The following is an 11,913-nucleotide window of genomic DNA, read 5'->3' as shown; positions in this document are numbered from 1 at the left end:
GCCTCAGCCCGTGAACTCCGCCAGGGCGCGTTCCACGATGGCCACCAGCTGCTCGTGGTGCGCGCCCTTCCAGTACGCGCGCCCGCAGGACAGGCACTGCGCGAACACGTCGTACGACTGCCGCGTGCCGTGCCGCAGCTGGTCGGCGACCTCCTCCTTGGTGGCCTTGCGCAGCATTCCGTTGCAGGCGGTGCACCTCGTCCAGGGAAGCAGTTCGGGCGCGAACCGGTCGAGGACGTCGCGGAGCTGCTCCTCGGGGTCGGTGCTGTAGACGTACGCGCCCGCCCACAGCTCGCGCCGCCGCAGCAGGCCCCGGTCCCGGCTGAGCATGACGCGCTGTTCGGCCGCCGAGCGGGTGGCGAGCGCCGGGTCGCCGATGTCGGTCGACTCGTACGCCGTGTCCACGCCGAGCAGTCGCAGCCGGCGGGCCAGGGTGCCGAGGTGGACGTCGAGGAGGAAGCGCAGCGGCGCTCCCGGGATCCGCTGCGGGCGGGCCACCGGGCGGACGGTCACCGACTCGCCGGCGGCCGGGATGTGCGAGACCGGTACCGCACGGCCGTCGACGAGCAGGGTGCCGACCTCCGTGAGGGGCACCCCGAGCGACTCGACGACATGGCCGAGGGTGGCGACGCCGTCGACGGCGAGCGCGGTGGCTCCCGCGCGCCGCGTGTGCGGGACGAACAGGGCCAGCTCCGGGGCGACTTCGACGCGGATCTCGAGTGCGTTCACCTGGTCAGGATGGCACGGGGGAGGGGCGGGGGCTCAGCGGTTTTCCTTGCTCAGGCCGTGTTCCAGCACCTCCAGCGTGCGGTCGAGGAGAGCGGCGAAGTCGTCCTCGTGGCCGTGCTCGCCCCAGTACAGGGCGGTCTCCATCAGGCCGCCGAGCAGGGACATCGTGTAGACGCGGACCTCCAGGCTGTCGGGGTCGCGGCCGGTGCGCTCGCCGATCGCGACGCAGAGCATGCGGCCGATGGACGACATGCTCTCCATCATCCGCGAGCGCACCGCCGGAACCTGGACCATCAGACGGGTGCGGAGCCGGGCCACTGCCGGGTCCTCGTCGAAGCCCCTGCGGGCACCCTCCCGCATCACGTACCGCATGGTGTCCGCCAACGCCTCGTCCGCGGGCCGGGAGCGCAGTTCCTCCAGCAGGATCGGGTCCTGCTCGTCGGTGAGGATGATGTCTTCCTTGGTCGGGAAGTAGCGGAAGACGGTCGACGGCGACACCTCGGCGCGCTCGGCGATCTGGTCGATCGTCGTGGCGTCGTACCCCTGTTCCCCGACCAGCGCGTAGGTGGCGGTGCGGATCGCCTCGCGGGTCTTGATCTTCTTGCGCTCCCGGAGACCCGGTGGGGGGTGGTCGGCGGGAGAGCTGATGCGTGCGGCCGTCATGGGCTCATTGTCGGGCATCGGCCGTGGGGGTGACCAAGTCGGGACCGGCGCCCACGGGACCGGCGCCCACGGGACCGGCGTCCTCGGTCTCCTCCACGTGTGCGGTCCCCGGCAGGAACGCGGCCGCCAGCAGCGCCGAGGCCAGGGCGGCGATGCCGCAGACCAGCAGCGCCAGGCTCATGCCGTGGACGTAGGCGGAGTTCGCGGAGACGGCGAGATCGGTCAGGTTCGCCTTTTCGGCGATCACATGGGCCGCGACCACCGAGTCCCCGGCGGTGTCGGCCACCCCGGCGGGCAGACCGGTGACGTCGAGACGGTCGCGGAAGGTGCTCGCGAGCAGGCTGCCGAGCAGGGCGATGCCGATGGCGGCGCCGACCTGGCGCAGGGTCATCAGCAGGCCGGATCCGCTGCCGGCGCGATCGCTGGGCAGGGTGCCCAGGGCGCCGGACATCGCGGGCACGATCGAGAAGCCGAAGCCGAAGCCGACGATCGACAGCCACAGCGCGGTGAAGCCGTAACCGGAGTCGACCGTCGTACGGCTGCCCAGCAGCATGGCGAAGGCCAGCACCACCAGGCCCGCGCTCACCACCGCCCGCGCCCCGAACCGGACCACGACGGGCTGCGCGGCCCGTGCGGCGACGATCAGACCGCCCATCATCGGCAGCAGCCGCACACCGGTGCCGAGGGCGTCGTTGCCGAGGACGGCCTGGAGGTACTGCGGCAGGACGAACAGCAGGCCGGACAGCACGAACATGAGGAGGGTCGCCGCGAGCGTGTTGAACAGGAACCCGCGGTGGGCGAGCAGCCCCATGTCGAGCATGGGCCGCGTGACCCGGCGCTCGCGCAGGACCAGCGCGGTGATCAGCACGACGGCCATGGCGTCCATCGCGAGGACCAGCGGGTCGCCCCAGCCCCGGGTCGGCGCCTCGATGATCGCGTAGATGAGCGCGCCGAGCCCGGCCGCGGTGAGCGCGGTGGAGACGGCGTCGACCTTGGGGGAGGCCGGGTCGCGGGTCTCCGGCAGCAGGAAGACGCAGGCGGCGATGCCGATCGCGGCCATCGGGATGTTGATGAGGAAGACCGAGCCCCACCAGAAGTGGTTGAGCAGCCAGCCGCCGATGATCGGCCCGAGCGGCAGGCCCAGCGTCGAGCCGGCCGAGACGATGCCGACGGCCTTGGTGCGCTCCTCGGGCGCGAACAGCGAGGGCAGCACCGACAGCGCGAGCGGCGTGACCAGCGCGGCCCCGACGCCCATCACGGCGCGGGCGGCGATCACCGCGTTCACGTCCCCGGCCAGCGTGCCGACCAGCGAGCCGACGAGGAAGATCCCCAGCCCGGTGATCAGCATGTTCCGTCGGCCGAAGCGGTCGCCCAGCAGGCCGGCCGGGAGCATCAGGGCCGCGAAGACGACGACGTACGCGTCGGCCATCCACTGCTGCTGACCGGTACTGGCGCCCAGCTGTTCCGCCATCGTCGGGAGCGCCACATTGAGGATCGTCAAGTCGAAGCCGAGCGTGAGCATGCTCGCGACCAGGGCCCCGAGGGCCCACCAGCGGCGTGGGTCGGATCCCACCGCAGCAGAGTTCGTGACAGTAGCCATGAAATGAGAGTAACTCTCAAAAGATGGGGCGCGTCAATCGTCAGGACCTCCCGGAATGCCGGAACCGGTACACGAAAAGGGCCACGGCTCGGAAGCCGTGGCCGGAAGAAGGCGGAGAAGTGACGTTATCCGTGCTGGTACGCCACCAAGGAGATGCCGACGTAGTGCACGACGAAGGCGGCGAGGGTCAGGGAGTGGAAGACCTCGTGGAAGCCGAACCAGCGCGGTGAGGGGTTGGGGCGCTTGATGCCGTAGATCACGCCGCCCGCGCTGTAGAGGAGCCCGCCGATGATCACCAGGACCATGACGGCGATGCCGCCCGCCCGCATGAAGTCCGGCAGGAAGAAGACGGCCGCCCAGCCCATCGCGATGTAGCAGGGGGTGTAGAGCCAGCGCGGGGCGCCGACCCAGAAGACCCGGAAGACGATGCCCGCGACCGCCGCGGCCCAGATGCTCCACAGCAGCCACTGGCCCTTCGGCTCCGGCAGGAGCAGCAGGGTGAGCGGTGTGTAGGTGCCCGCGATGATCAGGAAGATGTTCGCGTGGTCGAGTCTGCGCAGGATGCCGTCCATGCGCGCGCTCCAGTCGCCCCGGTGGTAGAGCGCGCTCACGCCGAACAGCAGGCACGCGGTGAGGGCGTAGACGCCGCAGGCGATGCGGCCGCGGGTGGAGTCGGCGAGGGCGGTGAGCACGAGGCCCGCGATGAGGGCGGCCGGAAACATTCCGAGATGCAGCCAGCCGCGGAGCTTGGGCTTGACCGGATGCGGCAGGGGGAGCGCGACGGGACCACGGCCGGCGGCCGGCGTGTCCGTTGGCGCGTCGGGGACGGGCGCAGTCATGCGCCGAATCGTACCTACGGAACCGTAAGTTGCGGATCAGTCAGGCGTGCTGATGGGCGAAGAGTGGCCGGCGTCTCACGGGGGCCGGGTCAAAGGGCCGTCGGCTGAACGTCATGTGGACGCAAAACGACGCCTCTACACGTGGCCATCCTCACTCCGCTCACCTGTGAGGCCCTATGGACATATGGGCGGTAGCATCGGATGATCAAATGAGTGCGGTCGACACCGGATGAGCGCCAAGGTCACCATCCGAAGCATCCGGGTCGCAGCCCCCACGGGGCCTCCAGACAAAAAATCCCTCATTTAGGAGCAATCGTGGCGCGCGACATCGCGGCTCCCCCCGTCATCCCCACCCACCACCAGGAACTCGTCTCCTGGGTGAACGAGATCGCCGAACTGACGCAGCCGGACAACGTGGTCTGGTGTGACGGATCCGAGGCCGAGTACGAGCGACTGTGCGACGAGCTCGTCGAGAAGGGCACCTTCAAGAGGCTCGACCCGGTCCAGCGCCCGAACTCCTACTACGCCGCCTCCGACCCCACCGATGTCGCCCGGGTCGAGGACCGCACCTTCATCTGCTCCGAGCAGGAGAAGGACGCCGGCCCCACCAACCACTGGAAGGCGCCCGCCGAGATGCGGGAGATCTTCTCGGGTGAGAAGGGCCTGTTCCGCGGCTCCATGCGCGGCCGCACGATGTACGTCGTCCCCTTCTGCATGGGCCCGCTGGGCTCCGACCTCTCCGCGATCGGCGTCGAGATCACCGACTCCGCCTACGTCGCCGTGTCCATGCGCACCATGACCCGTATGGGACAGCCGGTGCTGGACGAACTCGGCACCGACGGGTTCTTCGTGCGTGCCGTGCACACGCTCGGAGCGCCACTGGCCGAGGGCGAGGCGGACGTCCCGTGGCCCTGCAACCGGACCAAGTACATCTCGCACTTCCCCGAGAGCCGCGAGATCTGGTCCTACGGCTCCGGCTACGGCGGCAACGCCCTGCTCGGCAAGAAGTGCTACGCCCTGCGCATCGCGTCCGTCATGGCCCGCGACGAGGGCTGGCTCGCCGAGCACATGCTGATCCTCAAACTGACCCCGCCGCAGGGCGGGCCGAAGTACGTCGCCGCCGCCTTCCCGAGCGCCTGCGGCAAGACCAACCTCGCCATGCTGGAACCCACCGTCTCCGGCTGGACCGTCGAGACCATCGGCGACGACATCGCCTGGATGCGCTTCGGCGAGGACGGCCGCCTGTACGCCATCAACCCCGAGGCCGGCTTCTTCGGCGTGGCGCCCGGCACCGGTGAGCACACCAACGCCAACGCGATGAAGACGCTCTGGGGCAACTCGGTCTTCACCAACGTCGCCCTCACCGACGACAACGACATCTGGTGGGAGGGCATGACGGAGGAGACTCCCGCCCACCTCACCGACTGGAAGGGCAACGACTGGACGCCGGAGTCCGGCACCCCCGCCGCCCACCCCAACGCCCGCTTCACCGTCCCCGCCGCGCAGTGCCCGATCATCGCGCCCGAGTGGGAGGACCCCAGGGGCGTGCCGATCTCGGCGATCCTCTTCGGCGGCCGGCGTGCCTCGGCGGTCCCGCTGGTGACGGAGTCCTTCGACTGGAACCACGGCGTCTTCCTCGGCGCCAACGTGGCCTCCGAGAAGACCGCCGCCGCCGAGGGCAAGGTCGGCGAGCTGCGCCGCGACCCCTTCGCCATGCTGCCGTTCTGCGGCTACAACATGGGCGACTACATGGGCCACTGGGTCGACGTCGCCAAGGGCAAGGACCAGTCGAAGCTCCCGAAGATCTACTACGTCAACTGGTTCCGCAAGAACGAGGCGGGCGAGTTCGTCTGGCCCGGCTTCGGCGAGAACAGCCGCGTGCTGAAGTGGATCGTGGAGCGCCTGGACGGGAAGGCCGAGGGCGTCGAGACCCCGATCGGCATCCTGCCGACGAAGGAGGCCCTCGACACCAAGGGCCTCGAACTGGCCGACTCCGACCTGGAGTTCCTCCTCACCGTGGACAAGGAGGTCTGGCGCGAGGAGGCCGCCCTGGTCCCCGAGCACCTCAACACCTTCGGCGACCACACCCCGAAGGAACTGTGGGACGAGTACCGCGCGCTGGTGCAGCGCCTGGGCTGAGGCCCACCCCGGAAGACTCCGCGGCCGGCACGGGATTGCCCTGACCAGTGATCGTCACGGCCGGCCGCGGTGCGATGCGGCGAGCCGCGTACAACGGCGTACGTGGCCATGGGCCTGTCGTCGTCTCCCCGTCCGCCCCGACGAGGAGACGACGGCAGGCCTTCGCCTATGTGGGGCGTCGCCCGCGCGTCGTCGGTGGCTGGTCGCGCAGTTCCCCGCGCCCCTGTTCCGGCGAGCGGTCCTGCAGGTACCGCGTATGCGTCTCCTGGCGGCGCGCCTCGATCTCCCGGAGCCCGGCCGTCAGCCGCTCCGCCTCCTCCTGGAGCAGGACCAGCTGGCGTTCCAGGTGCCGTTCCGGTGGTTCCTGGCCGGGAGCCATCCGCGTCCACCAGCGCGTCCGTACGAAGCTGTCGACGGCCTCGGGCAGGTCCTGCCGTACGGTCCGGGAGAGCGTGTGGACGCCCTCCGGGTCCTGGGCGAGGACCTCGGCGACCCAGCCGGGCTCCAGCAGCGCGGCCAGCAGGCCGGTGAGTTCGGTGAGCCGTCCGGCGACGGCCGGGGGCAGCTCCGTCTCCGCGAGATACCCGCCTAGCCGCTCGAAGTCGTCGCGCAACGCGTCCAGCTGGGCCGACGGATCCGGGAAGCCAGGCAGCGGCGGCCGCTCCGGCGGGGCGATCAGCGCGCCCGCGCCGTACAGACCGGCCACCACGACGGGCCAGTACGAGCCCGCCGCCCCCGTGAAGGTCAGCACCAGGCCGGCCAGCCCGGCCGCGCTGCCCGCGATGTTCTTGCGGGACTCCAGATACCCGACGAACCTACTGGTAGCCACGGATCTCCTCGAAGGCGCCGTCCAGCGAGCCCTGTTGCGCGTCGAAGAGCCGGCCGCCGGTCAGCTCGGCGATGTGCTCCAGTTCCGAGCGGTCGGAGTCGCCGAAGAGGACGGTGAAGACGGGGATCCGTTTCCCGGCCGGGGTGAGGGCGTCCCGGTAGAAGTCGTCGAAGTCGTCGGCGTCGTCGCCCTTGGTGTTCTCGCCGTCCGTCATCAGCACGATGGAGGTGAAGGCGTCCCGGTCGGTGCCCAGGTGGGCGTAGGCCTTTTCCAGCGAGGTGTAGATCGCGGTCTCGCCGTCGGCCGTGAGCTCCTCGGTGTCCTTGCGGATCGCGGCCGCCCCGGTCTGCGGGTCGGCCGGGCTGACGACATGCGTCGCGACGCTCTTCACGTCCGACCCGAAAGGCATCAGCGTCACCTCCTCGCGGTCGCGGAAGTCGCCGGTGAGGTCGGCGAGGGCCTCCTTCAGACGGCTCAGCCGGTCGCCCTCCATCGAGCCGGAGGTGTCGAGGACGTACACGGTCCGCGAGGGGCGGCGCAGGTCGTTCTCGTAGGCGTCGAGCAGCCCGTCGGCGACGGAGCGGCTGCCTGGGAAGGGCAGTTCGCGCCGGCGGGCGGTGTCGAGGCCGGCCGCGGGCGGTACCGAGGCGACGACCGGGCGGCGGTGCGTCCGGGTGGTGATCAGCCGCTGGACGGCCTCTGTGCGCAGGGCGTCGGTGACCCGTCTGACGTTCGCGCGGGTCGTCGCGTCGGTCGCGGCGAGGGAGGAGAGCGGGTAGTCGGCGGTGACGACGCCGTCCGTGGGGCGGATCACGGTCAGCCCCGGGATGCCCTTCAGCACGGACTCGTAGTTGAGCAGCGCGTCGACGTCGGCGCGGCGGGTGTACGCGCTCGCCAGCCAGCCCGACGACCCCGAGGTCAGCTGCTGCCCCTCGAAGAACTCCTTCAGCCTCGGCGTCGCCTTCGTGACGTCCGCGTCGGTGAGCGCCGACTGGGCTCCCGAGAGCGCCGAGGCGACCGAGATCAGCGTGGCGAAGCCGGAGTTGGAGCGGGCCGGGTCGGTCATGCCGTAGGTGAGCTTCCCGTCCTGGACCGCCTGCTCGATCTGCGTCCAGGTGACCTGGTCCGCCTTCCAGCCGAGGGTGGCGAGCGTGCCGGTCCGCACGCCGAGAGCCACCGGGCTCGACATGATCGGCGTCTGCGAGACGACCTTCTTCGCCGCGTCGGGGCGCAGCCGCAGATAGTCGTCGGAGGACAGCCACAGGGCGTCGTACTTCCCGTCGGCGCCGCCCTTCGCCAGCAGGTTCACGGCGTCCAGGGTGCCCATGTAGGTCGGCCGGAGCCTGACGCCGGTGTCCTTGCGGACCTGCTCGAACACCGGTGCCATGTCGCTCAGCTCGCTGGAGGCGAGGATCCGCAGGGTGCCCGGCTCGGGCGCGGCGGGGTCCTCGGCGTCGCTCTTCGCCGAGCAGGCGGTCAGCAGGAGGGCGAGGGCCGTCAGGGCGAGGAGGGAACGTCTCATGCGAGCCCGCCTTCCAGGGCGCCCCGCGAGCGGCTGCGGTCCAGGTAGGTGCTCGCCTGCTGGAGCTCGGCCGTCAGGTTCTCCACGGTCACCGCCATCGCCTCGGTCGCCTGCACCTTGTAGGTGTCGATGGCGTCGAGGGTGCGGTAGATCTGCTGGAAGGCGGAGCGCAGGGTCTCGGCGCCGACCGCCGGGTCGGCGGCGATGCGCTGGATCTCCCCGCTCTGGGTCGCCAGCATCTCCGCGTTGCCCCGGATCAGGTCCTCGGTGGTGCCGCGCAACGCGTTGACCTGCTCGACGACCTTCTGCTGATGGTCCAGCGCGGAGGCCAGCATCACGGAGATGCGCAGGGCCGAGACCGTGGTCGTGGCGGCCCGGTCGACGCCCTTGATCAGCTCGTCGTTGTTGCGGCGTACGACGTCCATGGCGAGGTATCCCTGCGCGCAGACCGCGAGCTGGGTGAGCAGGTCCTGGTGCTTCTGCCGGACCGGGAAGAGGACGTCGGCGCGCAGGCTGTCGGCCCGCTCGGGGTCGGTGGCCTCGGCGCCGGCGATCCGCTGCCCGACCGCCGCGTCCAGGGCGTCGGTCAGGACCACGTACTCCTGGAGCTTGCCCATCGTCTCCCACAGCCGGACGCGCTCGGTCTGCAACGCGGCGTTGTCGCGCCGCAGTTCGTCCTGTCCGCCGCGCAGCGAGCCCACGATCCGGTTGAGCGTGCCTTGCGCGGAGGCGTACTTGGCGACGTGGTCGCGCAGCTTGTTCCCGCCGGGCAGCCGGGACAGGAACTTGCGTCCCCTGGAGGCCGGCAGCTCACGCGGGTCCAGGTCCTCGACCACCCGTCGGAGTTCGACGAGCGAGCCCGCGACCTGCGACGGGGCGTCCCCGCCCTGGTTCGGCAGGCTCCTGATGGTCCGCTCCAGCATGCGGTTGGACTGCGCGGCGGCCGTGCGCATCTCACCGGCGCCGAGCGCGGTGATCTCGCCGACCTTGCGGGCGAACTCGGGCGAGCGGGCGTCGAGCTCGGCGAGCCCCTCGACGTACGCGGCGGCCTTCGTGGCCATGTCCGTACGGACGGTGTCGTCGACGGGCACGAGCCCGCCGGCCTTCTCGCGCGGCACGGCGGCGACGGCCTCGGGCGGCGTGAGGGTGAAGGTGGAGGTGGAGGTGGAGGTGGAGGTGGACGTGTCATCGGACATGTGCTGTGTTCCCCCTATCCGCGCGCCCGTCGCGCCAGCTCGTGCAGCACCGCGGAGGTGGGCACGGGCGCCTGGCGGACGCCGGTCAGTTCCTGCTTGAGGTAAGTGGTGGCCGAGGCGAACTCGGTGGCGACGCCCTGCGGGCGGAACCCGTGCCGGATCTCCAGCCTGCGCAACTCCGGGTCGGTCGCGAGGAGCCGGGCCAGTTCGCTGCCGTTCTCGGTGAGCGGCACGGCGGTGTGGTCGCTGTTGACGGTGGTGTCCGGGTAGAGCACCACCAGGTCGTCCGGCTGCTGCCGGCCCGCCAGGAGCGAGGCGACCTGCGACTCGTAGACCAGGACGAGCGGGTTGCCGGCACCGCTGACGAAGTCCCGGAAGGCCGCGTCCGTGCTGGACTGCTGGGCGCCCTGGACGCTGATCAGCTTGTGCAGCAGGGGCGCCGCGCGCCCGACCTCCGCGTCGCTCGCGACCACCTTGCCGCCGCCTGCCACATAGGACGCGGCGGCCAGGTAGAGGGCGCCCGAGCTGGAGGTCTCCGGGTCGGTGCTGGACAGATAGAGGGTGCCGGTCAACTCCCCGTACTTGTCGGCGCCCTTGAGCTGCTGCCAGGTCCGGTCGGCGCGGGCCGCGTCGAGGTAGGCGGCCATCCTCAGGGTGCCGCGGTGTTCGGCGTCCAGCGTGGCCAGGCCGTTGCCCGCGAGCACCCCGGCGGCGTTCTTGTGCGCCACGACGACGAGCGGCGAGTAGAAGGGGCGCGGGAGGGTCCCGCGCACCTTGTACTTCGCGGCCAGCTCGGTGGCGGGCGCCTGACTGGAGGGGAAGGCGAGGTCGTACCCCTTGAGGTCCAGCCCCTCCATGGCCCAGGACCCGGAGGTCTCGGCCTCGACGGTGCAGCCCTTGGCGGCGAGGGCCTTCACCACGTCGGGGTCGGCGAAGAACTCCGCCTTCTCCGACCCGATCACCATCCGCACGGTCTTCGTTGCCGTGCCCTTGTCCTCATCACTGCGGCCCGTGACGACGGCGACCACCACACCCGCCATCAGCAGTACCGCGAGGACGATTCCTGCGATTCGTCTCACAGGGGGAGCGTGCTCGCGGAACCCCACGTTCCCGGGTGGCCCGGGTGAACGGGGGGTGAAGGGGGTGACCCGGAACGCAACAGGAGGGGGAGGTTCCTGTTGCCGGGTGGCAACCGGTCAGCCGGTGCGGTCGCCGGCCTTGCCGTAGCGCCGGAAGTCGTCGGTCTCCACGCTCCAGGGGCCGAAGGGGACCTTGTCGCCGTAGATGTAGGACTCCGTGTGGCTGTAGCGCCCGTTGCACGGCTCGGAGTGCACCTCGACCGTGCCCTTGCGCGGGTCGACGATCAGGTAGTGGGGGATGCCCATGGCGGGGTAGTCGGCGAGCTTCTCGCGGTAGTCGTTGTCCGGGTTGGACGGCGAGACGATCTCGACGGCGGCGAGTACCTGGCCGGCGTCAACGGCGATGCCCTCCTCGTCCAGGGCGTCCTCGGGGATGACGACCGCGTCGGGCAGACGCATACGGCCGACCGAGGGGTTCTCGATCTCGGGGCCGTTCGCACAGATATAACCGGGGTGAGTGGTGAGGAGCTGCTCGTCCAGTTGCTTGCGGAGGCGGAGGATCGTGCCCTCGTGCCGCTTCGAGGGGCACATCATCGCCAGTATCGGACCGGCCGGGCCGATCTCGACGCTCCAAGCCCCTTCGAGGCCCTCGGCGTAGGCCCCGAGCTGCTCCGCGATGGCGCGCATCTTCGTGTAGTCCATGCCCATATGCGCATGGTACGGAGAAAGATGGCGCCCGGTCCGCGCGTCGCTGCGGGTGCACGCGGACCGGGGCCGTTCGCGGGCCCCGGTGCCGGGCCCCTGGGAAGGAGCCCGGGAGGGGTTCAGCCGGAGGTGCTCAGTTCCTTGTTCTCCACCAGGGCGGCGGCGTGCGCGTCCATGCGCTGGGCCGCCAGGATCGCCGCCGCGGTGTCCGCGCGGGACGCGGCGACGAGGAGGGCGCGGCCCGCCAGGGCGTGCGCCCGCTCGTGCAGGACCGCGATGCGCGGGTCCGCCGGGTCGGCGGCGAGGGTGGCGCGGACCGGCGTCCGCCCTCCCCGCAGCCGGGTCACCTGCTGCGCGAGCCGTGCGGCCGCGGAGTCCAGGTCGGCGGAGGGGGCCGCCGCGTGCAGCTCGTCGGTGACGGCGAGCAGCGCCGCGAGGTGAGCTGCGAGCTGGATGTCCAGCTCCTCCTCGCGGGAGCGGTGGGGGAAGTCCGAGGGCTTGCCGGCCATCGTGGTGTGGGCGGACCCACGGGAGGAAGGTGTGCGGATCGGCTCGTACATGAGGATGGCCTCCTGTGCTGTCAGGAAACCATCCTAGCTTAGATCTCGTCTA

11 protein-coding genes are annotated in these 11,913 nt (G+C 70.8%); 1 reads left to right on the top strand and 10 read right to left on the bottom strand.

The annotated features are described in order from the left end of the window. Positions 1-3: 3 nt before the first annotated feature. The 4 genes from ACFWBD_RS12270 to ACFWBD_RS12255 form a co-directional block, all read right to left on the bottom strand. Positions 4-729 (bottom strand): Mut7-C RNAse domain-containing protein, encoded by a 726-nt coding sequence (locus ACFWBD_RS12270; RefSeq protein ID WP_385666091.1) that lies wholly within the window; start codon positions 727-729, stop codon positions 4-6. Positions 730-762: 33 nt separating this feature from the next. Beyond that, on the bottom strand, positions 763-1,392 hold the full coding sequence (locus tag ACFWBD_RS12265; protein WP_385666089.1) for a TetR/AcrR family transcriptional regulator: 630 nt from the start codon (positions 1,390-1,392) through the stop codon (positions 763-765). A gap of 4 nt (positions 1,393-1,396) precedes the next feature. Next, positions 1,397-2,992: a DHA2 family efflux MFS transporter permease subunit gene (locus tag ACFWBD_RS12260; RefSeq protein ID WP_385666087.1), complete on the bottom strand. Its 1,596-nt coding sequence runs from the start codon at positions 2,990-2,992 to the stop codon at positions 1,397-1,399. Positions 2,993-3,117: 125 nt separating this feature from the next. After that, positions 3,118-3,831 carry a hemolysin III family protein gene (locus ACFWBD_RS12255; protein WP_385666085.1) on the bottom strand — a complete coding sequence of 238 codons (714 nt, stop codon included), beginning with the start codon at positions 3,829-3,831 and terminating at the stop codon, positions 3,118-3,120. A 315-nt stretch (positions 3,832-4,146) separates the two neighbouring features. Here ACFWBD_RS12255 and ACFWBD_RS12250 point away from each other — a divergent pair, with 315 nt between their 5' ends. Next, entirely contained in the window at positions 4,147-5,970 is a 1,824-nt protein-coding gene (locus ACFWBD_RS12250; protein WP_385666084.1) for a phosphoenolpyruvate carboxykinase (GTP), read from the top strand. A gap of 166 nt (positions 5,971-6,136) precedes the next feature. On the opposite strand, the gene ACFWBD_RS12245 is transcribed toward ACFWBD_RS12250, so the two are convergent. From ACFWBD_RS12245 to ACFWBD_RS12220, 6 genes are all read right to left on the bottom strand, one after another. Next, positions 6,137-6,799 carry a hypothetical protein gene (locus ACFWBD_RS12245; protein WP_385666083.1) on the bottom strand — a complete coding sequence of 221 codons (663 nt, stop codon included), beginning with the start codon at positions 6,797-6,799 and terminating at the stop codon, positions 6,137-6,139. Next, positions 6,786-8,321, bottom strand: coding sequence for a VWA domain-containing protein (locus tag ACFWBD_RS12240; protein ID WP_385666081.1), 1,536 nt, complete (start codon positions 8,319-8,321; stop codon positions 6,786-6,788). The genes ACFWBD_RS12245 and ACFWBD_RS12240 overlap by 14 nt, the downstream gene beginning before the upstream one ends. Then, positions 8,318-9,517, bottom strand: a complete 1,200-nt coding sequence (locus ACFWBD_RS12235) for a toxic anion resistance protein (protein ID WP_385666079.1) — start codon at positions 9,515-9,517, stop codon at positions 8,318-8,320. Before ACFWBD_RS12235 ends, ACFWBD_RS12240 begins: the two co-directional genes overlap by 4 nt. A gap of 14 nt (positions 9,518-9,531) precedes the next feature. After that, positions 9,532-10,596 carry a substrate-binding domain-containing protein gene (locus ACFWBD_RS12230; protein ID WP_385666077.1) on the bottom strand — a complete coding sequence of 355 codons (1,065 nt, stop codon included), beginning with the start codon at positions 10,594-10,596 and terminating at the stop codon, positions 9,532-9,534. Positions 10,597-10,713: 117 nt separating this feature from the next. Then, on the bottom strand, positions 10,714-11,298 hold the full coding sequence (locus ACFWBD_RS12225) for a Uma2 family endonuclease (protein WP_385666267.1): 585 nt from the start codon (positions 11,296-11,298) through the stop codon (positions 10,714-10,716). A 122-nt stretch (positions 11,299-11,420) separates the two neighbouring features. Then, a complete protein-coding gene (locus ACFWBD_RS12220) occupies positions 11,421-11,861 on the bottom strand; it encodes a hypothetical protein (RefSeq protein ID WP_385666075.1) in 441 nt (146 codons plus the stop codon). Between the last annotated feature and the right edge of the window lie 52 nt (positions 11,862-11,913).

Origin of the sequence: Streptomyces sp. NPDC060002 (genome assembly GCF_042737245.1) — a bacterium.
Classification (GTDB): domain Bacteria; phylum Actinomycetota; class Actinomycetes; order Streptomycetales; family Streptomycetaceae; genus Streptomyces.
Note: the sequence above shows the minus strand (reverse complement) of the source record. Positions and strands in the feature narration are given on the sequence as shown.